Source organism: Streptomyces sp. NPDC001663 (genome assembly GCF_042893105.1).
GTDB lineage: Bacteria > Actinomycetota > Actinomycetes > Streptomycetales > Streptomycetaceae > Streptomyces.
The window spans coordinates 24,173-48,738 of the sequence record NZ_JBIAUR010000003.1 but is presented as its reverse complement, the minus strand read 5'-3'; the positions used below and the strand labels follow the sequence as shown (position 1 = coordinate 48,738).

General features: G+C 69.6%; 30 protein-coding genes and 1 tRNA gene. 19 read left to right on the top strand and 12 right to left on the bottom strand.

Annotated features, from left to right (window positions below):
• Positions 1 to 25: 25 nt before the first annotated feature.
• Both ACFY1L_RS10780 and ACFY1L_RS10775 read left to right on the top strand, forming a co-directional pair.
• Positions 26 to 580: a Pycsar system effector family protein gene (locus tag ACFY1L_RS10780; RefSeq protein ID WP_388821342.1), complete on the top strand. Its 555-nt coding sequence runs from the start codon at positions 26 to 28 to the stop codon at positions 578 to 580.
• Positions 581 to 594: 14 nt separating this feature from the next.
• Positions 595 to 1,323, top strand: coding sequence for an adenylate/guanylate cyclase domain-containing protein (locus ACFY1L_RS10775; RefSeq protein ID WP_388821339.1), 729 nt, complete (start codon positions 595 to 597; stop codon positions 1,321 to 1,323).
• 370 nt (positions 1,324 to 1,693) lie between these two features.
• Here the strand turns inward: ACFY1L_RS10775 and ACFY1L_RS10770 are convergent, their stop codons facing one another.
• Positions 1,694 to 2,161, bottom strand: a complete 468-nt coding sequence (locus tag ACFY1L_RS10770; RefSeq protein WP_388821337.1) for an NUDIX hydrolase — start codon at positions 2,159 to 2,161, stop codon at positions 1,694 to 1,696.
• An 18-nt stretch (positions 2,162 to 2,179) separates the two neighbouring features.
• Between ACFY1L_RS10770 and ACFY1L_RS10765 the strand changes: the two genes are divergently transcribed.
• The 13 genes from ACFY1L_RS10765 (at position 2,180) to ACFY1L_RS10705 (ending at position 9,789) form a co-directional block, all read left to right on the top strand.
• Entirely contained in the window at positions 2,180 to 2,959 is a 780-nt protein-coding gene (locus ACFY1L_RS10765; RefSeq protein ID WP_388821335.1) for a GntR family transcriptional regulator, read from the top strand.
• A gap of 139 nt (positions 2,960 to 3,098) precedes the next feature.
• Positions 3,099 to 3,455 carry a hypothetical protein gene (locus tag ACFY1L_RS10760; RefSeq protein WP_388821332.1) on the top strand — a complete coding sequence of 119 codons (357 nt, stop codon included), beginning with the start codon at positions 3,099 to 3,101 and terminating at the stop codon, positions 3,453 to 3,455.
• A gap of 2 nt (positions 3,456 to 3,457) precedes the next feature.
• Entirely contained in the window at positions 3,458 to 4,810 is a 1,353-nt protein-coding gene (locus ACFY1L_RS10755) for an FtsK/SpoIIIE domain-containing protein (RefSeq protein ID WP_388821329.1), read from the top strand.
• An 82-nt stretch (positions 4,811 to 4,892) separates the two neighbouring features.
• Positions 4,893 to 5,075, top strand: a complete 183-nt coding sequence (locus ACFY1L_RS10750; protein WP_388821326.1) for a hypothetical protein — start codon at positions 4,893 to 4,895, stop codon at positions 5,073 to 5,075.
• A gap of 5 nt (positions 5,076 to 5,080) precedes the next feature.
• A complete protein-coding gene (locus ACFY1L_RS10745) occupies positions 5,081 to 5,287 on the top strand; it encodes a hypothetical protein (RefSeq protein ID WP_388821323.1) in 207 nt (68 codons plus the stop codon).
• 2 nt (positions 5,288 to 5,289) lie between these two features.
• The gene (locus tag ACFY1L_RS10740) at positions 5,290 to 5,952 is read left to right on the top strand and encodes a DUF2637 domain-containing protein (RefSeq protein ID WP_388821320.1); all 663 of its coding nucleotides are present in this window, start codon (positions 5,290 to 5,292) and stop codon (positions 5,950 to 5,952) included.
• A 22-nt stretch (positions 5,953 to 5,974) separates the two neighbouring features.
• Positions 5,975 to 6,166 carry a mobile element transfer protein gene (locus ACFY1L_RS10735; RefSeq protein WP_384268174.1) on the top strand — a complete coding sequence of 64 codons (192 nt, stop codon included), beginning with the start codon at positions 5,975 to 5,977 and terminating at the stop codon, positions 6,164 to 6,166.
• 9 nt (positions 6,167 to 6,175) lie between these two features.
• On the top strand, positions 6,176 to 6,331 hold the full coding sequence (locus ACFY1L_RS10730; RefSeq protein WP_384268171.1) for a hypothetical protein: 156 nt from the start codon (positions 6,176 to 6,178) through the stop codon (positions 6,329 to 6,331).
• Between the two features lie 24 nt (positions 6,332 to 6,355).
• Positions 6,356 to 6,673, top strand: coding sequence for a SpdD-like protein (locus ACFY1L_RS10725; protein WP_388821316.1), 318 nt, complete (start codon positions 6,356 to 6,358; stop codon positions 6,671 to 6,673).
• Between the two features lie 90 nt (positions 6,674 to 6,763).
• Positions 6,764 to 6,958 (top strand): hypothetical protein, encoded by a 195-nt coding sequence (locus ACFY1L_RS10720; RefSeq protein ID WP_384268165.1) that lies wholly within the window; start codon positions 6,764 to 6,766, stop codon positions 6,956 to 6,958.
• Positions 6,951 to 8,324 (top strand): replication initiator protein RepSA, encoded by a 1,374-nt coding sequence (gene repSA / locus ACFY1L_RS10715; RefSeq protein ID WP_384268162.1) that lies wholly within the window; start codon positions 6,951 to 6,953, stop codon positions 8,322 to 8,324. The genes ACFY1L_RS10720 and repSA overlap by 8 nt, the downstream gene beginning before the upstream one ends.
• A gap of 2 nt (positions 8,325 to 8,326) precedes the next feature.
• Complete coding sequence (locus tag ACFY1L_RS10710; protein ID WP_384268160.1) at positions 8,327 to 8,527, top strand: helix-turn-helix transcriptional regulator; 201 nt, start codon at positions 8,327 to 8,329, stop codon at positions 8,525 to 8,527.
• A complete protein-coding gene (locus tag ACFY1L_RS10705; RefSeq protein ID WP_388821311.1) occupies positions 8,527 to 9,789 on the top strand; it encodes a tyrosine-type recombinase/integrase in 1,263 nt (420 codons plus the stop codon). The genes ACFY1L_RS10710 and ACFY1L_RS10705 overlap by 1 nt, the downstream gene beginning before the upstream one ends.
• A gap of 155 nt (positions 9,790 to 9,944) precedes the next feature.
• On the opposite strand, the gene ACFY1L_RS10700 is transcribed toward ACFY1L_RS10705, so the two are convergent.
• The 5 genes from ACFY1L_RS10700 to ACFY1L_RS10680 all read right to left on the bottom strand — a co-directional run bounded on the left by ACFY1L_RS10700 (position 9,945) and on the right by ACFY1L_RS10680 (position 16,567).
• Positions 9,945 to 10,319 carry a hypothetical protein gene (locus ACFY1L_RS10700; protein ID WP_388821309.1) on the bottom strand — a complete coding sequence of 125 codons (375 nt, stop codon included), beginning with the start codon at positions 10,317 to 10,319 and terminating at the stop codon, positions 9,945 to 9,947.
• A gap of 34 nt (positions 10,320 to 10,353) precedes the next feature.
• Entirely contained in the window at positions 10,354 to 11,700 is a 1,347-nt protein-coding gene (locus ACFY1L_RS10695) for a Cys-Gln thioester bond-forming surface protein (protein WP_388822888.1), read from the bottom strand.
• Between the two features lie 328 nt (positions 11,701 to 12,028).
• Positions 12,029 to 12,499, bottom strand: coding sequence for a single-stranded DNA-binding protein (locus tag ACFY1L_RS10690; protein WP_388821306.1), 471 nt, complete (start codon positions 12,497 to 12,499; stop codon positions 12,029 to 12,031).
• A gap of 228 nt (positions 12,500 to 12,727) precedes the next feature.
• A complete protein-coding gene (locus tag ACFY1L_RS10685; protein ID WP_388821303.1) occupies positions 12,728 to 14,956 on the bottom strand; it encodes a GTPase in 2,229 nt (742 codons plus the stop codon).
• 3 nt (positions 14,957 to 14,959) lie between these two features.
• Entirely contained in the window at positions 14,960 to 16,567 is a 1,608-nt protein-coding gene (locus ACFY1L_RS10680; protein ID WP_388821301.1) for a dynamin family protein, read from the bottom strand.
• A gap of 321 nt (positions 16,568 to 16,888) precedes the next feature.
• Between ACFY1L_RS10680 and ACFY1L_RS10675 the strand changes: the two genes are divergently transcribed.
• Both ACFY1L_RS10675 and ACFY1L_RS10670 read left to right on the top strand, forming a co-directional pair.
• A tRNA-Arg gene (locus ACFY1L_RS10675) sits at positions 16,889 to 16,961 on the top strand.
• 167 nt (positions 16,962 to 17,128) lie between these two features.
• Positions 17,129 to 18,661 carry an APC family permease gene (locus tag ACFY1L_RS10670; protein WP_388821298.1) on the top strand — a complete coding sequence of 511 codons (1,533 nt, stop codon included), beginning with the start codon at positions 17,129 to 17,131 and terminating at the stop codon, positions 18,659 to 18,661.
• Here ACFY1L_RS10670 and ACFY1L_RS10665 read toward each other — a convergent pair.
• Positions 18,654 to 19,166 (bottom strand): PadR family transcriptional regulator, encoded by a 513-nt coding sequence (locus ACFY1L_RS10665; protein WP_388821295.1) that lies wholly within the window; start codon positions 19,164 to 19,166, stop codon positions 18,654 to 18,656. The genes ACFY1L_RS10670 and ACFY1L_RS10665 overlap by 8 nt on opposite strands.
• A gap of 99 nt (positions 19,167 to 19,265) precedes the next feature.
• Between ACFY1L_RS10665 and ACFY1L_RS10660 the strand changes: the two genes are divergently transcribed.
• On the top strand, positions 19,266 to 19,826 hold the full coding sequence (locus ACFY1L_RS10660; RefSeq protein WP_388821292.1) for a hypothetical protein: 561 nt from the start codon (positions 19,266 to 19,268) through the stop codon (positions 19,824 to 19,826).
• Positions 19,827 to 19,945: 119 nt separating this feature from the next.
• Positions 19,946 to 20,905 carry a D-2-hydroxyacid dehydrogenase family protein gene (locus ACFY1L_RS10655; RefSeq protein ID WP_388821289.1) on the top strand — a complete coding sequence of 320 codons (960 nt, stop codon included), beginning with the start codon at positions 19,946 to 19,948 and terminating at the stop codon, positions 20,903 to 20,905.
• Positions 20,906 to 20,930: 25 nt separating this feature from the next.
• On the opposite strand, the gene ACFY1L_RS10650 is transcribed toward ACFY1L_RS10655, so the two are convergent.
• From ACFY1L_RS10650 to ACFY1L_RS10630, 5 genes are all read right to left on the bottom strand, one after another.
• On the bottom strand, positions 20,931 to 21,797 hold the full coding sequence (locus ACFY1L_RS10650) for a tyrosinase family protein (protein ID WP_388821286.1): 867 nt from the start codon (positions 21,795 to 21,797) through the stop codon (positions 20,931 to 20,933).
• Positions 21,781 to 22,290 carry a tyrosinase family oxidase copper chaperone gene (locus ACFY1L_RS10645; protein ID WP_388821283.1) on the bottom strand — a complete coding sequence of 170 codons (510 nt, stop codon included), beginning with the start codon at positions 22,288 to 22,290 and terminating at the stop codon, positions 21,781 to 21,783. The genes ACFY1L_RS10650 and ACFY1L_RS10645 overlap by 17 nt, the downstream gene beginning before the upstream one ends.
• Positions 22,291 to 22,398: 108 nt before the next feature.
• Complete coding sequence (locus ACFY1L_RS10640) at positions 22,399 to 22,980, bottom strand: vitamin K epoxide reductase family protein (protein WP_388821280.1); 582 nt, start codon at positions 22,978 to 22,980, stop codon at positions 22,399 to 22,401.
• Positions 22,980 to 23,480, bottom strand: a complete 501-nt coding sequence (locus ACFY1L_RS10635) for a DUF5949 family protein (protein WP_388821277.1) — start codon at positions 23,478 to 23,480, stop codon at positions 22,980 to 22,982. The genes ACFY1L_RS10640 and ACFY1L_RS10635 overlap by 1 nt, the downstream gene beginning before the upstream one ends.
• A 193-nt stretch (positions 23,481 to 23,673) precedes the next feature.
• Positions 23,674 to 24,408 carry a beta-glucanase gene (locus ACFY1L_RS10630; RefSeq protein WP_388821274.1) on the bottom strand — a complete coding sequence of 245 codons (735 nt, stop codon included), beginning with the start codon at positions 24,406 to 24,408 and terminating at the stop codon, positions 23,674 to 23,676.
• Positions 24,409 to 24,566 lie beyond the last annotated feature (158 nt).

Below are 24,566 nucleotides of genomic sequence, written 5' to 3'. Positions count from 1 at the left end.
TTCACATTTGATTTGGAGGTTCTGAATGCCAAAGCCTAGATGGTTCGGCGCCAAGCCCACTGCTGCGCCCGCAATCATCACTAACCCCGATCAAGCTTGGAAAGCTCTTTCTCTAGTTGTTGACTGGATTAAGCATGCAGAAACAAAAGCGGCGGCCACACTTGCATCTTCCGGAGTCACCGCAACAATTCTGTACAATCTCGTGAAGGAGGAGAAGAAATTCTCGTGCATTTCCTTGGTCTGCGCATCCGCTTGCACGCTCTTTACTGCTCTAGCGGCGCTTTGCGCAGGACTGGCGCTCCGGCCTCGATTGCGGTCTGAAGAAGAACCCACAAGTCCGCTCTATTACCATCACATCGCTCGCAAGTATGAGCGAAGGAGTGGAAGCGATCTCTACATTGAGCAATTGAAGGCTTTGACGGCAGATGCCGATCTACTTGTATCTGAGATTGCGTCACAGATTTGGGCTAATGCGCACGTGGCGCGCGACAAATACCGATGGGGTAATTACGGGTTGACGAGTTTGCTTCTGGCTCTTCCGACACTTGCAGCTACCGCAGTAGCTATCCACTTCACTTAGGAGGATCGATCGGCATGGATAGCAATTACAAGGCATACAATCACGTGTCTAGCTTTTCTCGCATCGATGACATCTTGGCTTTGCCCTCAGGGAACTACGAGGAGACACATGAGCTCCCCGATAGGGATAAGCTGACCTACACCAATGGCTTTTATGCATCTTGCTCTGCACTATTTGCCGATATCCGCAAGTCATCAAGCCTGCCGGAGAAGTACAAGCGCCCGAGACTGGCCAAACTCTACCGTGCCTACATTTCTGAAATGGTGGCCATTATGAACGGCAGCGAGCAGGCGCGAGAGATCAATATTGTCGGAGATGGCGTGTGGGCTGTTTTCAACACGCCGTACAAGCGCAACATCGATGAAGTCTTCTCGGTCATCGCGCGCTGCAATAGTCTTGTCAAAGTGCTCAACTTTAAGCTGAGCAAAGCCGGATATAGCGACCCTATCGAGGTGGGTTTCGGTGCGGCTTACGGCCGGGCGCTAATGATTAAGGCCGGATATAGCGGAAGCGGCATTTCTGACATCGTCTATATGGGTGACGTCGTCAATAAGGCAGCCAAACTCGCAGCTAAAGGAAGTTCGGGATTCTTGGTTCCGCCCATCATGCTGGACCACGATTTCAACTACAACCTGAATGAAGATAACCAGAAGCTTACAGAGAGAGACTGGGCTCGCGACTGCTACACCGCCAATGTGGTTAACGTGGCAATGGAGGATTGGTACAAAGAGAATTGCAAGTGAGCTTGCCCGATAAAGGGGTGTAGTTCGTTGAAGCTGCGTGCGTTGCCCACGCGGTCGGCGGAGCGGCTTTGGGCTGGAGCTGCCATGGGGCGAGTGATCATGGCCCCGTAAGCTTCCGGCGCGTCGGGCAGTCTGTGGACCTGCCCGGTAAAGCACGACGTTGGGGCCATGATCTTAGAGGCTCGCCCCATGGTGGCTGCCTAAAGCCGTGGAGCCGACCGCCCCAGCCACAGAGGGTGTCTCCTACCTCATGCCCGCAGCTCGCCAGCGCGCCGCCTGGCGCGGCCAGCCGGGGCGAAGACAGAGGCGGGCCGCGCAGGGGCGGCGCGCGCCCGCGCCGCGCGCGGGCCTTGATGAAGTAGGGAAAGTCCTATCCCGCCGGGATGAGGCGCTTGCCGTCGTGGCTCCGTACGTGCGGGCCGTTGCCGTCCAAGGCGTCCAAGAGCCTGATTGCGAAGACCTCGGCCATGCGCTCCGCGACCTCGTCGGGCGTGAGCCACGCGACGGCCGTCGACTCGCTTGATGTCCGCTCGATGCCGCCGGAGGGCTTGCAGCGGAAGACCAGGGCCACGACACCCCGGGTCGTGTTCTTGTAGACGCCGGTGAGCTCGTCCACCTCGACGTGGATGCCAGTCTCCTCCAGGACCTCGCGGGCGACGCCCGCCTCGGGGGTCTCGTCGAGTTCGAGTACGCCGCCGGGGAGTTCCCAAGTGCCGTTGTCGGCGCGGCGGATCGCCAGGAGGCGGCCGTCGTCGCGCACCACCACTCCGGCCACAGATACGGAGTGCAGCGGCATCGACGACCTTGCTTCCCGTGATGTACTCATGTACAGGAGCATAGGAGGCAGAGAAGGACTATGGGAACCGCAGTAGGAGGAGAGCGGTCCGTACCTCGGTACGTGCAGATCGCCGACGAGATCGTTCAGCAGATCCGGGCGGGGATCATCAAGCCTGGTGACATGGTGCCGAGTGAAGCCGACCTCGTCGAGCGCTACGGCGTCTCCGGCGGCACGATCCGCAAGGCCATGGTCGAGGTGCGCGCAAGCGGGCTCGTCGAGACCCGGCACGGCAAGGGCTCGATCGTGAAGGATCGGCCGCCGGTACGGCACCGCTCCTCCGATCGCTTCCGGCGCTCGCTTCGCCAGGGCGGCAAGGCCGCGTACCTCGCCGAGTCCGCGCAGTCCGGCGCCACGGCCAAGGTGAGCGTCCTCTACATCGGCCCGATGGAGGCCCCGGAGGATGCTGCCCAACGATTGGGGGTCCCCGCCGGCACCCAGGTGCTCGCCCGGCGGCGGCTCTACTTCCGCAACGGCACGCCCGTCGAGACCGCCACGTCGTACCTCCCTTGGGACGTCGTCAAGGAGATCCCGGAGCTGTTCGCCGAGAACCCCGGCGGCGGTGGCATCTACGCCCGACTCGAGGACCACGGGCACGAGTTCGCGGAGTTCGTTGAGACGCTGCAGGCGCGTCCCGCCTCCAAGGCGGAGGCGTCCGAGCTGGCGCTGAGCCCCGGGGCGCCGGTAGTTCACCTGATCCGTGAGGCCCGTACGACCGAGGGTCTCGTGGTCGAGGTCTGCGACACGCTCATGGCCGCTGACCAGTTCGTTTTCGAGTACCGGATCCCCGCCGCCGACTGACGCGCACCCAACTCCCCGCAGCCCGTCGCGAGTTCTTCTTCGCGGCGGGTTGACTCATGTATAGGAGTCAGGCACTCTTCTTCATGTCACTCATATACATGAGTGACGGAGTCCAGCATCTCTACAGGAGTGATCTGCTGTGCGTCAGATTCCCGTTGACACCTCCGCCGCGACCGTGATGGTCGCCAAGACCCCGCAGCCCAAGGTCAAGGACCGCCGTACCGGCGAGATCGCCATGGACGCCGAGACCGGCGCGAAGATGATGACCGTCGACGTGATGTTCGCGGCGAACGACGAGGTCGAGATCCTGTCGATCACCGTCCCGGAGCCGGGCATCTCCGGTGAGCTGGGCATGGGTACGCCGGTCGCGCTGACCGGCCTGATTGCCCGGCCGTGGGAGAACGAGTTCAACGGCCAGAAGCGGCACGGCATCGCCTTCCGCGCGGTCGCCGTGACCTCGCTCGCCGCCGCTGCCACGAAGCCCAAGGCGGCCTGACCATGACCTGGTTCACGGTCGCGCTCGTGCTGGTCGTCGCTGCCGCGGGTCTCCTGCGGTGGCGGCGCCCCGCCTGGTACTGGCTGGCCTTCGGCGCCGTCCTCGCCATGCTGCGGGTCCTGGTCCAGTACGGCTCGGTCATGGACGCCTGCGGCCTGACTGTCCCGCCTTCGCGCTGGCGTCTCACCCTCGCCCGGGTCGCCAACCGGCCTGTGCCGGAGTCCCGCCCGCCGCGCATTCTGCGGATGCGGCCCACCCGGACCGGCCTGGTCCTGCGGCTCAAGCTCCGGCCCGGACAGGACGCCTTCGATATCGCCGCCGCCTCCGACCGGCTACGCCACTCCTTCTCGATGTACGGCGTCACGTCCCGCGAAGTCCGCTCGGGCGTCGTCGAGTTGAGGATGACCGGCTACGACGTCCTCAAGCGGGTGCAGATGCCCGCTCAGACCGACACGACACCGATGCGGGTCCCCGTTGCTCTGCGCGAGGACGGTGCCGTCCACTACCGCGACTATCGGGCCATCCCGCACGCCCTCACCCTCGGCGCCACCGAGTCCGGCAAGTCCGTCTACCAGCGCAACCTGGTCGCCGGGCTCGCCCCGCTGGACGTCGCCCTGGTGGGCATCGACTGCAAGCAGGGCGTCGAACTGTTCCCGCTGGCCCGCCGGTTCTCCGCGCTCGCCGACAACCCCGACGCCGCCGCCGACCTACTCGACGCACTCGTCCAGCACATGGAGGGCGTCTACCACCTGATCCGCGCCGAGCAGCGCATCACCGCCGACGTCCCGGACGCGGAGATCGCCGCCGACATCTGGGACCTGCCCGCCGAACTGCGGCCGGTGCCAATCGTGGTCCTGGTCGACGAGGTCGCCGAACTCGCCCTGTTCGCCAACAAGGAAGAGGAGAAGCGTCGGGACCGGATCATCACCGCGCTCGCCCGGCTCGCCCAGCTCGGCCGTGCCTCCGGGATCTACCTGGAGATCTGCGGGCAGCGCTTCGGCTCCGAACTCGGCAAGGGCATCACCATGCTCCGCGCCCAGCTCACCGGCCGCACCGCGCACCGCGTCAACGACGAATCCAGCGCCAACATGGCCTTCGGCGACATCGCCCCGGACGCCGTCCTTGCTGCGATCCAGATCCCAGCCGACATGCGCGGCGTCGCCATCGCGGGCGATTCGACCGGTGGCTGGCACCGCATCCGTGCCCCGCACACCTCGCTGCGGCAGGCCGTGAACACCTGCAACCGGCACGTCGACCGCACCCCGGACCTGCCCGCCCTGGCCCCGTTCCGGCCCGCGCTCGGCCATCTGAAGCCGGTCGATGCTCCGGCCGTCGAGTCCTCCCCGGCCGCCTAATCCCACCCAACGCACCCCGGTCGGCGCGACCGTCTCGCGCCAGGTCCCTACCCCCTCCATGCCGAAAACCAGGAGGAAGCCCATGAACCGCAAGGACGACACCACCGCTGCCGCCGAACTGGAAGAACAGCGCCAGGCCCAGACCGACCGGCGCCACGCCGACTACGGCAACTGCGACCCGGTCGGCACGGAACTCCTCATGGCCGATGACAGCCTCACCGCGCGCTGGCTTGAGCGTGTGGCTGACCGCCGCTCGCAGGGGTGAGCGGCATGTGTGAGCACTGCGAGGACTTCGCCCGCACCGTCGTCATGCTCGGCCAACTCGCCCTCTACGCCGACATGTTCGGAGCCGACCTCGACTTCGTCGACGCCGTCGGCCCGTGCCTGGCCGCATCCCTGCCGGAGCCGCCGCCCGGCCTGTTCCCGCCCGGCTACGACCCCACCGACGGCCCGGAATACCCCGGCGAGGGGTGGTGACCGTGACCCGCTCGATCCGCCCCATCGTCCTCGCCCTGGCCGTGATCGTTGGTTCGCTGTCCTTCGCCCACCTGCATGACCTCGCCGCGGCGGCCGGGCAGGGCGGCTGGAAGGCCTGGGCCTATCCCCTCTCGGTTGACCTGCTGCTGGTGTGCGTGCTGCACCGGCTGCGCATCGACCGGTCCGTGACGGCCTGGTTCTGGTTCCTGATCGCCCTGGTTGCCTCGCTCGGCGCCAACATCGCCACCGCCGGACTCCTGGACCTGACCAGCCCCCCGGCCTGGCTGCGCATCCTCGTCGCCGGATGGCCCGCCCTCGCCTTCCTCGGCAGCACCCTGCTCGCCCACTCGCCGACTCCGGCCGGGGACCGGGTGCCGGTTCCGCCGGCACCCGCAGCCCCGGCCCCCCAACCCGACATCGAACCCGAACCCGCCCCCGTCCCGGAGCCGGTCCCGGCTACCGACAAGCCCCCGGCACTCCCGGCCGCCGACCGTGCCCCGGAGCCTCCGGCGGTCCCGGTTCCGGCCGCGCTCGTCGACCACGCCCGCAAGGTCGCCGACGACCACCGGACCCGTACCGGGGCCCCGATCGACACCGACACCCTGCGCGCCCGCCTCGGCGTCCCGCCTCACCTCGCCGACGCGATCGCCGCCCAACTCGCCTGACCAGGAAGGAGAACCACCCGCCATGCCCGCTCGCGACCACTTTCACTCGCTGATGCAGATCGGCCCCGTGCAGATCGGCACCCACCGCGACCGCCACGGCCAGACCCGGCACGCCGCCGTATGCACCGCCGACCGCTGCGGCTGGTCCGCCGACTACACCAGCCAGACCGCCGCCCAGCTCGCCGCCCGCACCCACCGCTGTCGCGTCCGCTAGGAGGCCCCCATGGACGTCCCGCTCTGGTTCGCCCTGCTCGTCGTCGGCTACCTCGGCGTCAAGCTCATCCGCCCGCCCGCCTGGCTCATCGCGGTACTCCTCCTCGGCGGCTTCCTCCTCGCCGACAGCGTCTTGGCCCCCGCGCTCAACGCCCTCGTCAAGTAGCCCACTTCAGAAGGGAGTTCACTCATGCTCCGCCCGAAGATCCCGGCCATGCCGACGCCGACCGGCCGCGTCACCCCGCCCGCCGTCGTCGAGCCAACCGCCATCGTCCCGGCCGCTCAGACTCCGCCGCCCGCACCGGTGGCCCCGGCACCGTCCCGGCCGGTGGTCCAGCTCACCCCCGGCACCGTGATCGCCCTCGTCGGCGGCGGCACCGCCGTCGTCCTGGTCGTCGGCGCCGTCCTGGTCTCGCTGTTGCTCGCCGTGGCCATCACGGGCGTCTCGGTCGCCGTGGTCGCCGTCGTCCTGCGTTCCCTGCTGGCCTCCGAGGCCAAGCACCGCTGACCGGCCCCCGGAGCGGCCTCAACCGCCAAGTCTCGTCCGCTCCGGGCGCCGTCCCTGCCCGATCCAGAAGAACCGGAAGGAACCTCCATCATGACCGGCCCGACCCCGGCCACCGCCACAACCGACCGGATCTGCCCGAACTGCGACGGCTTCGCCTCCGCTGCCGTTACCCTCGGCGGCCGCGACCGGCACGGCCACCTGCGCACCATCACCGCGCACTGCCCGGCCTGCAATGGTCTCGGCGTCACCCGCACCCGCCGCACGCGGGAGGGCGCCCGTGTCTGACGAGCTGCTCGACCCGACCACCCTCGGCGACCTGCTGAGGGTGGCTTCGGCCTCCGACTACACACGCTGGGAAGACCAGGTCCGCCGCACTGGCGGCTGCGCCGACCCGATCCACCTGACCGGCTGGGTCCTCCGCAAAGACAAGACCACCGGCGAGACCCTGCACCACTACTCCACCGAGTACGAGCCGGGCGGGCGCCTCCGCGTCGCCTGCGGCAACCGCCGCGCCTCCCGCTGCCCGGCCTGCGCCTGGACCTACGCGGGCGACACCTACCACCTCATCCGCGCCGGACTCGCCGGAGACGACAACCGCGACATCCCTGCCACCGTCCGCGACCACCCCCGCGTCTTCGCCACCCTCACCGCCCCGTCCTTCGGCCCGGTCCACAACCGCCCCGACCGAGGCGCTTGCCGCTGCGGCACCCGCCACACCGCCGACGATCCCGCCCTCGGCACCGCTCTCGACCCGACGTCGTACGACTACGCGGGCGCCGTCCTCTTCAACAACCACGCGGGCGACCTGTGGCAGCGCTTCACCACCCGCCTACGCCGCGAGATCGCTGCCCGCGCCGGACTCCCCCGCCGCGAACTCCCCAACCACGTACGGGTCTCATACGGCAAGGTCGCCGAGTTCCAGAAACGCGGCGCCCTCCACTTCCATGCCGTGATCCGCCTCGATGGCCCCGAGGGACCCGACACCCCACCGCCCGCTTGGGCCACGGTCGACCTCCTCACCGACGCCATCCGCGCCGCCGCCGGACACTCGTACACCTCGGTCTCCGTCCCGGCCGCCGACGACCAGCCCGCCCGTACGTTCCGCTGGGGCATACAGCTCGATGTACGCCCCGTGAAGGCCTTCGGTGACGGCTCCGACATCACCGAACAGGCCGTCGCCTCCTACGTCGCCAAGTACGCGACCAAGGCGGCCGAGAACACGGGCACCCTCGACCGACGCATCGGTGAGCTCTCCGAACTCGACCGCCACCAGGTCCCGGACCACACCCGCCGCCTGATCGAAGCGTGCAAGGCACTCGATCCGCTCTACCCGGACCGCCGCCTCTGGGCGTGGGCTCACATGCTGGGCTTCCGTGGCCACTTCAGCTCCAAGTCACGCCGCTACTCGATCACCCTCGGCGCCCTCCGCAAGGCACGCGCCGACTACCGAGCCGCCCAGGAACGTGAAGCGCTCGGCCTGGACGACCACGAGCCGGACACCGTCCTCGTCCTCACCGACTGGCAGTACGCCGGACACGGCCACACCCCCGGCGAATCCGCCCTCGCCGCCACCATCGCCCGCGACCTCCAACTCGGCCGAGAAACAGCCCGGGAAGAACTGCGCACGCTCGTCGACGAAAGGGAGTGGTGACCATGGCATCAGAGCTGCCGAACCGCTTCCTGACCCCTGACGACCTGGTCGAGATGTTCGACCTGCCCAGCATCGAGACGGTCTACCAATGGCGCCGCAAGCGCACCGGTCCCCGCGGCTTCCGCGTCGGCCGGCATCTCCGCTTCGACCCGGAAGACGTACGCGCCTGGGTCGACTCCCAGCTTGAGGGGGTCGCTGCCTGATGGCCGGACACGTCCAAGACCGCTGGTACAAGGCCGAGGTAGGGCCGGACGGCAAGACCCGCAAGGTCAAAACTGAGCGCCACGGCACAGGTCTGCGCTACCGCGCCCGCTACGTCGCCCCGGACGGGACGGAGAAGTCGAAGGGCTTCCCCGACAAGCAAAAGCGACTGGCCGACGCCTGGTTGACCAACATCGAAGCGGACATGGCGCGCGGGCAGTACATCGATCCGCGAGCGGCGCGGATCACCTTCCGGGAGTACGCGGAAAAGTGGCTGGCCGCGCTCACCATCGACCTCACGAGCCGGGCCGCCGTCGAAGGCCGGTTGAGGCTGCACGCGCTGCCCTACCTCGGCACGCGCCCCGTGGGCTCCTTCCAGCCGGAGCACATCCGCGACTGGAACCGCCAGCTCGAAGGGGCCGTGTCGTCAGCCCAGTACCGACGCCTGATCTTCGACGCCGTCTCCTCGGTGCTCAACGCGGCTGTAGATGACCGCCTGTTGGCCTCGAACCCCTGCCGGGCCCGATCGGTCAAGGCACCTCGCCCCCTGCCGACACGCGTCCATCCGTGGTCCGCTGAGCAAGTGTTCGGCGTACGGACCGGACTGCCCGACCGCTACCAAGCCATGGTCGACGTCGGTGCCGGGTGCGGCCTGCGACAGGGCGAGATCTTCGGGCTGGCCGTCGACAACATCGGGGATCTCGGCTGGCTCTACGTCCGCCAACAGGTCAAGAAGGTGCGCGGGACCCTCGTCTTCGCTCCGCCCAAGCGCGGCAAGCTCCGTGACGTCCCCCTCGATCCCGAGGTGTCGGCCGCGCTGCACGAGCACATGAAGCGGTTCCCGCCTGTCGAGGTGACCTTGCCGTGGCTCAGGCCGGACGGCCCGAAGGTCACGCACCGGCTGATCTTCACGAACAGCGTCGACTCCGCCATCTGGAGCCAAGGGTTCAACGATCAGTCGTGGAAGCCCGCGTTGGCGTCCGCCGGGATCATCCCCGTCCCCGAGAAGGGGCAGCGGTTCGCGGTGGCCCGCGAACACGGCATGCACGCCCTACGCCACTTCTACGCCTCGGTCCTCCTGGACGCCGGGGAGAACATCAAGGCCCTCAGCCTCTACCTCGGCCACAGTGACCCGGGGTTCACCCTCCGCGTCTACACGCACCTCATGCCGTCCAGCGAGACGCGCACCCGGAAAGCCATCTCCGCGATGTACCGGGCCGCCGGTCACGCCCACGACGGCCCAGAGACGGCCCAAGCCGCCTGACACGGCCCCTCATCGGCAGCAAAACCGCTGGTGAGGGGCTGTTTCATGCCCTCTGGCGGCAAGTAACACCCCATCTTGCCCGACGTCCACCCCGCGGGGGAAACCCGTTTGGCCGCACGCCCCTGACCTGCGGGTTCGCAGTCGTCGGCCGCAGCTCAGCCAACCACGTCGGACGACTTCTGCAGTGTCCGCCGAGCCAGCAGCAGCGCAGTCACGGTCACCGCGCCCACCGCCCCGGCCGACCGGAACGACCGGGACGAGCGCCAGGAGAGCACCGACCACTGGGACTGTGCGGACAGCAGCGAGCCCTTGCTCAGCCAGGATCCGGTCGAGATCAGGGACAGCGCCGAGCCGATCGAGCCCACGGACAGCGCGCTGCCGATCGAGCCGACGGACAGGGCCGAGCCGACGGAGCCGATGGACAGCACCGACCCCACCGAACCGATCGACAGCACCGAGTCGTGCGACCAGAGAGACAGCACGGAGCCAGAGGGGGTGTGGTGCTCCGGAAGTGCGGATGGCTTGGTCATGAGGCCATCCTGCCGTCCGGCCCCGCGTCTCGTCTCAGTCCTGCGTCGGCGTCTTCCTCTTCTGCACGAGCACCAGGGCCGCGCCGCCGATCACCACCAGCGCGATGGCCACACCCGCGATCAGGGGGGTCGCGCTGGAGCCGCCGGTCGCGGCGAGGTTGGTGTCGTCGTACGTGCCGCCGCCCACCGTGGCCGGGCTCGGCTCACTGAGCGTCTGGGTCGTCTCGCCGCCCGCCTCGCTCTGCGTCTTGCAGTCGAGGACGCCGGTGAACCGCTTCGCGAAGCCGCCGGGCCCCGTGATCGTGAAGTCGTACGCCTGGTCCTCCTGCAGCGGAATCGTCACCGTGCGCGACTCGCCCGCCGGGATGCTGTGCTCGGCGCCCATCAGCTCGAAGGTGAACGCCTCGTCGCCCTGGTTGGCCGCGGTGATGTCCACGCCGCCCTTGGTGCAGTTCCTCGCGGCGGAGAGAGCGGGTATCGCGCCCTTCTTCGCCCAGGTCGCGCTCGCCGTCGCCGAGACCGTCGACTCACTGGAGCCGGCCAGGATCTGCGTCTGGCTCCGGCTCTCGGAGGTGAAGGCCCGGCCGACCGGCACGGTGGTCGAGGCCTGCACGGTCAGCTCGGCCGAACCGGCCGCCGCCTTCTCGGGCACGTCGAAGAAGACCTGACTGCCGTCGGCCGCGGACGTGAGCGGCTTGCCGTCCTTGCCGACGATCCGCACCCCGCTGGTGGTCGCGTCCGCCGGCGGCGTCAGCGTCACACCGGCCGCGTTGGTGTGCACGGTCACCGGGCCGAGCAGCTCACCGGGGTGACCGGAGACCGCGGGCGGGTCCAGGGTCAGCGACGCCTGGGGCTCCGCGACGCCCACGGCGCTCTTCTGGAGATAGTCCGCGAGCTTCTCGGCCTGTGGGTCCACGGCATCGACGTCGGCCCCGTCCGAGTAGCGCCAGATGGCCACCTGGGTGCCGGCCGCCGCGTCCTGCTCGGTCAGGCCGCCCTTGACGCCCGCCTTGGCGGCGAGCGCCGCGAGGTCGTTGACCTGCGGGTAGGAGTTCTGCAGGATCCAGCGGATCTTGCCGGCGTCCTTGTTGGCGCCCAGCGACGTGCCGCTCCAGGCGGTCTCGTGGTACTTGGCGTCCCGCTGCGTGGGGTTGTGGATGTCGACGCAGTACGTCTGCAGCATGCCGCCGCCGTCGACGGACATCTCGAACAGGCCCGCCGAGACCTGCTGGTCCCCGGTGTCCTCGTGGATGACGGCCGCGCCGTACGTCTTGAGCCCACCTATGGTGGCCGTCGCCCCGCCCTGGCTCTGTGTCGTCTCCTCGGCGGCGGCCGCGCCGGTCCCGGTGAGCACACCGGCGGCCACGAGCCCGGACACCATCGTCACGGCGGCGAGGCGGGCCGCCCCTCGCCTGCGCACGGCAAACGCAGAGAACGAAGCAAAGAACACCAAATTCCCCTTCGAGCAGGACCCGTTGATGTGGGGGGTGTGGTCCCACCAGCAGAATCAGAAGCCCCGAGAGCTATGCCCGGCATCCTAGGGACGCGGAGCATCGCGCTTCCCAGTCATACCGTCGTACAACCGATCCGACTCGGAATCGTTATCGCCAAGACGGCTGTGAGCAGGGCTTATCGACAAATCCACCGGGTCGTTCGGAGCGCATTCGCCGATAAGCCGCAGTCCGGTCAGCTCGGGGCACTGTCTGACATCACGTCACCGCGGCGGGCTCCGGCTCCTGTTGAGCCGCGACCTGCTGCGAACCTCCGGGCGGGGTCTCCCAGTTGGGCTCGGGCTGCTGCGGAACAGCCGCGCCGGCGTCCGGCTTGACCACCCGCCGGAAGGCCGACGTACCGCGCGCGAGATCGTGTCCGACGGCCACCGCGTCGAGGTCCGCCGAGATCCAGTTCTGCCCCTCGCGCGCATCCGAGCGCACCTTCAACCGGCCCTGCACGATGACGGGATCGCCGACGTTGAGCGAGGCCTGCACGTTCGCGGCCAGCTGCCGCCTGACCCACACCGTGAAGAAGTTGGTGTGCCCGTCGGTCCAGGCGTTCTTCTCCCGGTCCAGATAGCGCGAGGTCACCGCGAGCCGGAACCGCGCCGACGGCCCCGTCGCCAGGTCCAGGTACACCGGCTGCGTCGCCACGTTGCCCACGGCACAGATGATCGTCTCGTTCATCGCGAGTCCCTCCCTCACCCGGCCGCCGGGGCCGGGCGGATACACGTACGGGCCCGTCCCGTACGGCTGCGTCTGCCGCGGCGATCACGTCCCTCGCGATCGCCGCACCGCCAGACTGCCTCCGTCGGGCCGAGCCCGCTGAGCCCTGTGGATCACCCCCAGCCTGTGGACAACACCGTCACCCGGACGAGTGATCATCAGCCGAGGGGCCCACCATCACACCCGGGCTCACCCGGTCGTGACCCCCACTCCCGTCACCCCCGTGACCCGCCCGTACTGCTCCCGCACCTCCCGGTACCGCAGCAGCTCCGCCGCCACCGGATCCAGCACCCGCGCCCGCCCGCACCCGGCGGCCGCCTCCCGCAACCGCCGTTCCGCATCCGTGCCGTAGCGCCGGGCAGGCCCCCGTGCCGCCATCCGGCAGCCCCACTCGACGAGCGGGCCGCCGACGATGCCGGTCACCATCAGCAGCACCGGCACCCCCAGGTTCGGCGCCATGAACCCGATGATCTGGGCCAACAGCCAGAGCCCGCCGATGACTTGGAGGACGGTCATGGCCGCCTGCCCCAGCACGGCCGCCGGCCACCACCCGGGCCGCGGCGGCCGCCCCGGCGGCAGTCCCGCCCGCGCCGCCAGGTCGTCGAGCGCCTCGGGCAGCCCCTGTGAGCCTCGGACGGCCGCCTCCCGCACAGCCTGCGCCCAAGGCGCCGGCAGCCCGGCCGAGGCCCGGTCGGCAAGCGTCCGCACCGCATGCTCGACGCGCTGGCGCGCCGTGGCCTCCTCGTCCGCCTGCCCGGTCAACGTCAGCCGCCCCGTGGGCGCTTCGTACCGGTCCTGGTACCACCGCCACAGCCGCAGCCAGGGCGTCCCGCACGCACGGTTGGCGTTGCGCAGCCACGCGCGCTCGGCGGCCTCGCCCGCGGCCGTGGCGCCCACGGCGTCCGCGAGCCGGGCGGCGAACTCGTCGCGTGCCTCCTCGCTCAGCCCGGTCCGCCGCCGCGTGGCGTAGACGGGGCGCAGCCCCGCCGCGGCGGAGTCGAGGTCGGCGGAGATCCGGCGCGCGGCGGCCCCGCGTTCGGCCACGAACTGGCCGAGCGCCTCGCGCAGTTCGCCGACGCCGTCCCCGGTGAGCGCGGACAGCCCGAGCACGATGGCGCCCGGATCGCCGTACTCCCCCAGGGCGACCCCGTCCTCGTCGAGCAGCCGGCGCAGATCGTCGAGCACCTGGTCGGTGGCCTCGCCGGGCAGCCGGTCGGTCTGGTTGAGGACGACGAACATGATCTCGGCGTGCCCCGCCATGGGCCGCAGATAGCGCTCGTGGAGGACGGCGTCCGCGTACTTCTCGGGATCGACGACCCAGATGACGGCGTCCACGAGCGCCAGGACGCGGTCAACCTGCTCGCGGTGCTGTACGGCGGCCGAGTCGTGGTCGGGCAGGTCGACCAGGACGAGCCCGCGCAACTGCGCCTCCGCCTCGGAGTTCTGCAACGGGCGCCGCCGCAGCCGGGGCGGGATGCCGAGCCGCTCGATGAGGCTCGCCCCGCCGTCGCTCCAACTGCACGCGATGGGCGCGGCAGTGGTGGGCCGTCGTACACCCGTCTCCGAAATGGCCACCCCGGCAAGCGTGTTGAAGAGCGTGGACTTGCCGCTGCCCGTCGCGCCCGCGATGGCGACCACGGTGTGCTGCCCGGAAAGCCTGCGCCGCGCCGCCGCCTCGTCGAGCACCCGCCCGGCCTCCGCGAGCGTGCGGCTGTCGAGCCGGGTCCGGGAGAGCCCGACCAGCTCCCGCAAGGCCTCGAGCCGCAACCGCAACGGCCGGTCGTAGACGAGCGGCGCCACGGCATGCGGACCGTGCGCCCGGACGTCTACGACGGCGACTGGCTCGGCCCCGGCACTGTCCTCGTTCACCCGCCGCGCGATCAGCCCGTCGTCCCAGACGCCCGAGGAGTCCGTACGACCCGAGCGGTCGTCACCCTTGCGACCCGGTCCGCCGGCTTCTTTACGACCGGGCCCGTCACCGCCCTTGCGGCCTAGCCCGTCACCGCCCTTGCGGATGGCGCCCGCCACGTCCTTGCGAGCGGTCCCGTCGCCGTCGCCACGACCCGAGCCCACGCCGTGCTTACGGCCGTCGCTGTCGTCGTCGCTCACGCGCGCGTGCCGCTCGTCGGTCGCACCGGAGCGCGGACCTTCGGCCGGTTCCCGGTCACCGGCCCCGTCGCCGGCCTCCTCACCGGCCCGGTCCTCCGCAGCGCCCTCTTCATCCGCAGCGCCCTCGGGAAGGCCGCTCCCGGACATGTCCTCCCCTGAGGCGTCCTTGGCGGCGTCCGGGGAGGCTCCCTCTTCGGGGCGCTCGACTTCGGAGCCCGCGCCCTCCGAGCGATCGGTGTGATCACCGTGCTTCGTGTGGCCCGTGTGATCAGCGTGCTCGGTGTGGTCCTGGTCAGTGACGGCGGTCACCGGTCACCTCTCCTTCTGCATGACGGACAGCGCGGCGATGAGTTCGGCCTGGGGCTCGGCATGGACTTCCAGCGCGTCGAGGGGCGCGAGACGGCGCTCGCGTTCGGTGTGCATGACTCGGTCCAGATGGTCGGCGAGCAGCCGCCCGCCCCGGTCGCGCAGCCGCAGCGCTCCGTGCGCGCCGATCCGCTCGGCGAGCGACTCACCGGCCGAGCGCGCCCGGCGGCCGCCCAGCAGCACGGTGGCGACGAGGGCGGCGACCACCTCGGGGTCCGGCGCGACATTGCGGTCCAGGTCGCGCACCTCCTCCTCGGCGTACTCCTCGAGCTCCCGCCGCCACCGCCGTACGGCCATCCCGATGCGGTGCTCGGCGGTCTCCAGGGAGGGGTCGCGCTCCGTCAGTTCCGGTGCGCGCGCCGCGGGTTCGCGTCGCCAGGTCTCGTCGACGCGCTCGTCGGCGGCGGTGACGGAGCACAGCAGCAGCGCGGCCAGGCTCCCCACGAGCGCGTCGAGGAGCTCACCGGCGGTGCAGTCGAGCGGAAAGGCCCGCCACCGCTTCAGGGCGTCCCCGGCGAGCACGGCACCGGCCTGCAGACGCCCCCGCACGCGCGCGTACTCGCTGTCGTACGCCCCGTCGACGGCAGAGGTGAGCCGCAGGGCGGCCGCGTACTGGGCGGCCGCGGCACTGGCCAGTTCGGGCATCCGGGCCTTGAGGGAGTCGAGCACCCCGTAGGCGGTGCGGGCCATGGCGTGCTGCCGGGCGGCCGGGTCCTGCGCCAGGTGCACGAGCCAGTTCCGCAGCGGAGCCACGGCGGTGGCCGGCAGCAGCCCGCTCCCCCAGGCGGACTCGGGCAGTTCGGGCACCGTGAAGCGCGGTAGGTCGCCGAGGCCGGCCTTGGTGAGCAGCGCGCCGTACTGCCGCGACACCTCGGAGACGACCTGGTGCGGCACACGGTCGAGCACCGTCACGAGCATGGCGTCGTACTCCTTGGCGGTACGCAGCAGATGCCAGGGGACGGCGTCCGCGTATCTGGCGGCCGTGGTGACCATGACCCAGATGTCGGCGGCGCAGAGGAGTTCGGCGGCCAGGACGCGGTTGTCGGAGAGCAGGGAGTCGATGTCGGGGGCGTCGAGGAGGGCGAGGCCGCGCGGCAGCGTGTCCGCGGTCTCGACGCGCAGCACGCGCGCGGAGTTCTCGTCGGGGAGCAACAGGTCGTCCTGCGCGTCCCGATGGGGCACCCACACCCGCGTGAGTTGGGGCAGCACGCGCATCCCGCTGAACCAGTGATGGTCCTCCGGGTTGCACACCAGCACCGGCGTCCGCGTGGTCGGCCGCAGCACACCCGCCTCGCTGACCCGCCGCCCCACAAGGGAGTTGACGAGGGTCGACTTGCCGGCGCCGGTCGATCCGCCCACGACGGCCAGCAAGGGCGCTTCGGGCTCTCTCAGCCGGGGCACCAAGTAGTCGTCGAGCTGCGCGAGCAGTTCGTCGCGGTTGGCACGCGCGCGTGGAGCCCCCGCCAGGGGCAGCGGAAAGCGTGCGGCGGCGACACGGTCGCGCAGGGCGGAAAGTGCGTCGAGCAGCTGAGGCCGTACGTCCAAGGTCACCACATGCGAAGAATGCCCAATTTTAGGGGAATTCTGAAGCATATGAGCATGTCTGCGCGCCGACAGGACACAAGGGACGGAAGGGGCGACTGGGACGCAGGCACAGTCCAGGCATAACGAGTGCACAACACCCGGTGCGTGAGAGCCCAAAAGCGATGCACGATTCGTACCTGCCTGCGATTATCAGGACCGCTTCACCGAACCTCCACATCGAGCCACGGAGGCGAAGCAACAGGGACAAGGACGCGGGAGCCCTATCCTTGTCCCCGGCAACGTCACGGACCGGCCCACACCCGGGCACCCAAGACAGAGGCCACACACCCGGCCCCCGTAGCTCAGTGGATAGAGCAGGCGCCTTCTAAGCGCTTGGCCGCAGGTTCGAGTCCTGCCGGGGGCGCTTCCACTCCTCACCATCGCCACCCCCATGTTTCTGTGCGGTTTCCGGTGGCTTCGTGCGAAGAAGTCATGGTCAAGACTTGTCCATGAACGCTTGTGGGCTTTTGTGCGGCGGCAGATCATTGGCCAAATCTCGCGCCCGCACCCACCCACACGCAGGAGCTCCCGGTGGCCGCTGAGCAAATAGCATTCGAGCCGGCCGGAGCGCCGGCGGCAGCCCAGACGGAACGGCAGAAGCTGCGCAAGCACTTCGGCCGTTTCGACATCCTCTTCTTCCTTCTCTGCACCATCGTCGGTGTGGACACCATCGGCACGGTGGCCTCGTCCGGTGCCGAGGCCTTCACCTGGCTGATCGTGCTGGCCGTCGTGTTCTTCGTGCCGTCCGCGCTGCTGACCGCCGAACTCGGGGCCGCCTTCCCCGACGAGGGCGGCCCCTACATCTGGACCAGCCGGGCCTTCGGGCGCCTCGCGGGCGCCGTCAACAACTTCCTGTACTGGATCACCAACCCGGTGTGGCTCGGCGGCACGCTCTCCGTCTCCGCCGTCACGGCCTTCACCACCTTCTTCAACGACGGCAAGGACCTGAGCACCCCGGCCTTCTACGTCTTCACCCTGGTGTTCGTCTGGGTGGGCGTGCTCGCCGCGATCCTCTCCTTCGACGTCGGCAAGTGGATCCCCACCATCGGCGCCTGGAGCCGCTTCGTCCTGCTCGGCCTGTTCACCGTCACCGTCGTCATCTACGGCGTCAAGCACGGCCTGCACGGCTTCGGGCTCGGCGACTTCTCCCCGACGTACGCGGGATTCGTCGGCCTGGTGCCGGTCCTGATGTTCAACTACGTCGGTTTCGAGCTGCCCAACACCGCCGGCGAGGAGATGACCGACGCTCAGAAGGACGTGCCCTTCGCCATCTTCCGCAGCGCCGGCCTCGCCGTCCTGCTCTACGCGCTGCCGATCCTCGGCATCCTGCTCGTCCTGCCGGTCAAGGCCATCACCGGCCTCGGCGGCTTCATCGACGCGATCCGCCAGGTCTTCACCGTGTACGGCGGCCATGTCGCCTCCGACGGCACGGCCACGCTCAGCGGTGCCGGCAGCCTGCTCGGGGACCTCGCCGCGATCATGTTCATCCTCACGGTGCTTTCCTCCGGCGTCACCTGGGTCATGGGCTCCGACCGCGCCCTGGCCGTCTCCGGCTACGACGGCGCCGCGCCCCGCTTCCTCGGCGTCATCTCCAGCCGCTTCGGCACACCGGTGCGCGTCAACATCCTCAGCGGCCTGGTCTCCACCGTCGTCCTGGTGCTGGCCCACGAACTGACCAACGGCAGCGCGGCGAAACTCTTCGGCGCCGTCCTGGGCCTGGCCGTCTCCACCACGCTGGTCAGCTACCTGGGCATCTTCCCGGCCCTCGCGGTCCTGCGCCGCAAGGCCCCGGAAGTCCCCCGCCCCTACAAGGCACCCGCTCCCCTGGCCATCAGCATCGTCCTCACGGTGCTCGTCCTGTTCGCCACCCTGCAGCTCGTCGCCCCCGGGGCCGGCGACAACTGGTTCGGCACCGACTACGCGCCGGACGGCTGGAGCCACGACGAGCGCGTCAAGTACCTGCTGACGGAGGCCGTCCCCCTCGTCGGGTTCATGCTCCTCGGCGTGCTCTTCTGGGCGCTGGGCAAGCCGACCCGCACCGCCTCGAAAGGCACGACTACCTGATCTGCCCGGCCGCCCATTCCGCCCACTCCCGCCGCATCGCGTTGAACCGCAGGCCGTACTCCAGGGCGATCCGGCCGTAGACCGACAGGTTGTCGTCGTCCCAGTCAATGGAGTCCGACAGACGACGCAGGCTCTCCGCCCCCTGTTCGGACATCTCCATCAACTCGGTGAGATAGGACCGCGCCTGATCGGGCGTCAGCACCCCGAGGAAGAACACCCGCAGCAGTACGTCGCTGCGGGTGTTCCGCTGTGGAGGGGTCTCGGTCAGCCAGTGCCGCAGCTCCACCAGTCCCTCGTCGGTGATGGCGTACTCTTTGCGGCCGCGCGGGCCCTCCGCCGCCACCGTGATCAGACCGGTGCCGGCCAGCTTGGTGAGCTCCGTGTAGATCTGGCTCTGCGTCGCGGGCCAGACGTTGGCCAGCGACGTCTCGAACAGTTTCAGCAGGTCGTACCCGCTGGCGGGGCGCTCCGAGAGAAGCCCGAGCAGTGCGTGTCGAAGGCTCATGCGCCCACCCTACCCTCCACCTTCCACTATTGACATGTCGCAGCTAGACCTTCTACTTTTGACATGTCGGAAGAGGAACTTACAAACCGGGGGTCCCCGATGTCGTACCTGCGCACCTTCCTGCCGTGGATCGTCTTCGCCGTCATCCCCTCGGGAGACTGGCAGTGGGGAGCCCTGGCGGCCCTGGTGGTCGCGGTGGCGATCATCGTCGAGCAGAAGCGGTCGGGCGCCGGATTCGACGCGCTCATCATCGAAACGGGATCGGCGGCCTTCTTCGCCGCCCTGGCGGCCATCGCCTTCGCGGACCCGCACTCCGGCGTCCACACGTACTCCGCCGCCCTGTCCTCCGGCGTCCTCGCGGTCATCGCCGGGGGCTCGCTGGCGATCGGGCGCCCGTTCACGCTGGGTATCGCCAAGCGCACGACGCCCCGCGAGCTGTGGGAGCTCAAGCCGTTCATCCGCGTCAACGTCGTCATCACCGCCGTATGGACCGCCGCCTTCGCCCTGACCGCCCTGGCACTGGCCTACGAGGCGCACACCGGACACGGCCACTCCACCCCCGCCACCCTCATCCAGATCGCCGGCTTCGCCGTCCCGATGGTCTTCACCGTCCGCTACGTCGCCCACGTACAGGCCAAGGCCGGGCGGATCGCCCACTGACAGCGCCCCACGACCCGAGTTCGGCCCCCAGGGGCTCACCGCCCGGCCCGACTCGGCCACCCGACCTCATGCGGGACCATTACTGACCTGACCAGGTACGCCGAAGAAAGGGACCCGCCGTGCGACTGCGCTGCGCCGTACTCGACGACTACCAGCAGGTGGCGACGGAGCTCGCCGACTGGTCGCCGGTGGCCGAGCGGGTGGAGGTCACGTCCTTCCCCGAACACATCGCCACCGAGGACGAACTCGCCGCCGCCCTCGCCGAGTTCGACATCGTCGTCACCCTGCGCGAGCGCGTCCCCTTCCCCGCCTCCCTCCTCGCCCGCCTGCCCCGTCTGAAGCTGCTCGTCGCCTCCGGCATGCGCAACACCGTCATCGACTACGCCGCCGCCGAGGCGCACGGCGTCACCGTGTGCGGTACGGCGAGTTCCTCGACGCCGCCCGTCGAGCTGACCTGGGCCCTGCTGCTCGGCCTCGCCCGCGGCATCGTCGAGGAGGCCAACTCCCTGCGTTCCGGCGGCCCTTGGCAGCAGACGGTCGGCGCCGACCTGCACGGCCGCCGCCTCGGCCTGCTCGGCCTCGGCAAGATCGGCAGCCGCGTGGCGCACGTGGGCCTCGCCTTCGGCATGCACGTCACCGCCTGGAGCCAGAACCTCACCAAGGAGTACGCCGACGAGGTGGGCGTCGAACTCGCCGCCTCCAAGGAGGAGTTGCTGTCGACCAGCGACTACGTCTCCGTCCACCTGGCCCTGAGCGACCGCACCCGCGGCCTGCTCGGCCCCGCCGAACTCGCCCTGCTCAAGCCCACTGCGTACCTGATCAACACCTCGCGCGCCGCGATCGTCGACCAGGACGCCCTGCTCACCGCCCTGCACGAGGGCCGCCTCGCCGGCGCGGGCATCGACGTCTTCGACCTCGAGCCCCTCCCCGCCGACCACCCGATGCGCTCGGCCCCCCGCCTGCTCGCCACACCCCACCTCGGCTATGTCTCGCGGTCCAACTACGAGACGTACTACGGCCATGCGGTGGAGGACATCCGGGCGTTCCTGGACGGGGCACCGGTACGGCGGCTGGGCTGAGCAAGGGGGCCGACGCGACGCCGGGTCAGGCGTACCGGTAGATCCGGCTCACGTCCTCCATCTCGTCCGGCGTCACGCCCCACGGCGGCATCTTCTCGTGCCGGGCGACGATCCGCCCGCTCTGCGCGTCGCCGGCGCCGGGCTGCCCGGCCGGCAGATAGCGGGCCCCCTTGTGCCTGCGCTGCCAGCGGGTCCACTGCAGGTCGACGAAGGCGTGGTGCAGCCAGAAGACGGGGTCGTTGACGGAGGCCCCGCCGAGCATGGCACCGCCGACCCAGCGGTGCACGCGGTTGTGGTTGCGCCAGTGGACGTCGTCCCGCCCGGTCCTCCACCCCTCCAGCTTGTTGCGGAACCCCTTGGTGCAGGTGGAGTCCCAGGGCGAGGTGTCGTAGACCCGCTCGGCGAGCGCCGAATCCAGCTCGGCCTTCGTAGGCAGCACGATCGGATCGCCGGAGCGTCCCAGGTCCCTGGTCAGGAACGGCCCGTCGGTGACGCCCTCCCTGATGGTCCAGTAGCCCTGCGGGTACGCGAACGGCCCGCTGACGACCATGCGGTCCGAGCTGCGGCCGTTGCCGCCGAGCAGGTCGTCCGTCCAGGGCAGGGACGTCGCCGAACGATGCCGCGTCCAGTCCCAGTACGGCACCGTCACCGCCGGGTCCACCCGGCGCAGCGCCCCCTCCAGCTCCAGCAGGAAGCGGCGGTGCCAGGGCAGGAAGGAGGGCCCCATGTGGGCCGCACGCAGGCCGCGTTCACCGTCGGCCGTGTAGTACGCGATGTGCATCCGCACGAACTCGTCGTACACACCACGCCATTTGATCTCGAGCAGCGCGTTCACGAACCGCCGCCGCTCGGCACTCGTCAGCTTGCTGACGTCCTTACGCACGTACGCCATGCGCCGCCCCCAAGTGCAGATGGCTTCCGCCGAGCGGGCCGGGGGCCAGATCGCGCAGCCGCCGCCCGGGGCCGAGTTCGTCGACGGCCGCCCGGGTCGCCTCCAGCGAGGTGCGGTACGAGCTGTAGTGGTCGATCATGGTCAGCCAGCTGCCGTCGGCGCGACGCATCAGGTGCAGCGGGTGACCGTCCACGGTGACCTGCCACTCGTAGTCGTCGGCACCGCATTCGTCGGCGGCGAGCAAGGTGCCCTGGATACGGCGGCCTTGGTAGATCTCGTCGAAGGCCGTGGCCCCCGCGTTCTCGGGTGCTTCGGAGCCGTCCACAGGCCGCTGCGCGCGCGAGGCGGCGACGAGGGGAGCGAGCGCCAGGGCGGCGAAGGAGGCGAGCAGCCTGCGTCTTATCGCCTGCCACGGCCGCGGCCCGGGCCCGCTTCTCGCCGGGCTCCCGGTCCCCTGCTCCGCACCCTTCGGCGCTCCGCCGGTGACGACCATGGCTCACTCCCTCGTCCGGTGCTGTCCGGCAAGGGTTGCTCAGGTGGCCGACCTCAGCTCAGGTACGGCCCCGCCGTCGGTTGAAGAATCGCCCGGCCGCAGTAACCATCACGTCGTCCAGAAGGACCACCAGCGGGTCAGGATCAGCATTCCGACGACTCCGACGTGCAGCAGCGGCAGCACCCAGGTGAACTCCTCGAATAGGCCCTTCACCAGGCCAGGAGCGGGCAGGAAGCCACCCCGCACGACGAACGACGTCACATACCAGAACAGCAGGATCGTCGCGACCCAGGCCAGACAGCACCACAGGCACAGCGCACCGATCCGGTACAGCGACTCGAACTGCAGCCAGGACACGAACCCGATCCCGAACAGACAGCCCGCCTCGAAGGTGAGCCAGTACCAGCCGGGGAACGTCGCCCCGGCCAGCAGGCTCACTCCGACGCAGACGACGATGCCGTAGGCCACCAGACCCAGCATCGGGTTGGGGAAGCCGAAGGCCTGGGCCTGGTCGCTCTTCATCACGCTGCCGCAGGACACCACGGGGTTCAGGCTGCACCCCGGGACGAAGCCGGGGTCCTCGAGGAGCTTGAACTTGTCGAGGGTGATGACCCAGGAGGCCAGCAGCCCGGCCGCGCCCGTGAGCACCAGCAGCACGGCGAACGCGGGCCCGCCCGCGGCCCGCCGCATCAGCCGCGCGGGCCGAGCGCCGGCAGGAGTACGTGCGCGGCGGCCCGTAAGGTCTGCTCGGCACCGGCGAAGGCGGCCAGCGCGGCCGGATCGATCGCCTGGCCCGGCCGTCCGTCGGACCAGGCGCGGGTGGTGAACACAAGGTAGGCGTAACCGCGTTCGGCGATCGCCGCGAGCCAATCCGGCGGAGCGGCGCACCGGGCGCCCAGCTGCGGCAGGCCGACGACGACCTGCCCGCCCTCGACGCGCAGGGTGACGGCCAGGCCCGGCATGGCGGTGCCGTCGACGAGATTCCCGCCGACCGACAGCCCGTTGCTCGCCAACAACCCCTCCACCGCGGCGGCGGTCGTCTCCGGACCGCCCTCGGCGTCTCCGAGCGAGTAGGCCAGTAGATACGGCATGTCGGATCCGTCGGGGGCCTCGCCGCTCCAGGGCAGCAGGACGAGCGTGCCGAGCTCGGCGATGCCGTGGGGGCTGGTGTCGCTTGGGGTTGAGGTCATCGCGCGACCCTACCGACGGGCCGGCGAACCACCCGGCCTCTCCTCACCCGTCCGGTCGATGCCCTCGGGGCCGTCCACACGGACGAGGGAAGCGAACGCCCCCGCCGTCGGACCGGCAACGGCAGGCTGGGCAGACCCGGCCGGTTCGCTGCGGGCAGCCCACCGGCGAGCATGGGGCTGCCGCGGAGGCGCGTTATCTGTAGACGCGGAGGTGGCTTGCGGCGAAGGTGATCGGCTCCGGCCCGGCGGGGGCCGGGTGGTACCGCCCGGCGCACAGCGACAGGTTCAGGATCAGGTACGCCGACCAGTCGGCCCCCACGCCGGTGCCGTCGCGGAAGACGCGTTCGCCGTCGACGTACCAGTCGACGGAGTGCTCTCCGTAGCAACTGCCGATGCTCACCCACTCGTCGGGGACGATCGCCTCGGCGTCGGTGTGGTAAGTGCAGCCGGAGTGGACGTGGTTGGACAGCTCCAGCAGGTGCGGGTTGTCCGGGTGGTACTCGAAGGTGTCGATCTCGTTGCGGCCGTCCTTCCAGGTCCACAGCGCCGGCCAGGCGCCGTCCCGGGATGGCAGCTTGACGCGGGTTTCGACGTAGTCGCCGGTCCTGACCTGAAAGCCCTCGGCGGAGTACTCGGTGGTGAGCAGTCCGGTGCGCCAGGCCTGCAGACCGTTCTCGAGGGTGTGGCCGGCCGGGGTGGCGGTGAAGGTGACCACGCCGCCGGAGACGGTCACACAGCCGGGGTCGAGCCAGTCGAGCTTGTTGTCGTCCGGGTTGTGGTTGCCGTAGCGGTAGGCGCTGGTTCTGTCGCCGACCCACTTGGAGCCCCAGGCGATCGGGGCGTTGAACTCCTCCGACCAGACAAGCGACTTGCCGGTGGAGACGGCAGCGGACGCGGTCGGTGTGAACTTGGCACTGTCGGCAGTCATGGCGGCGAGGGTAGGGCTGCGAAGGAGTAGGACCGGCCAGGATTCCGGCTGTCGTGCCGAAATTCCTCTTTCGGATTATTGATGCGATCAAAGCCGGGCGCACCATACGATCAATCGATTCACCGACCAGATGTGAATCCCTCCGACGGCACCGTACT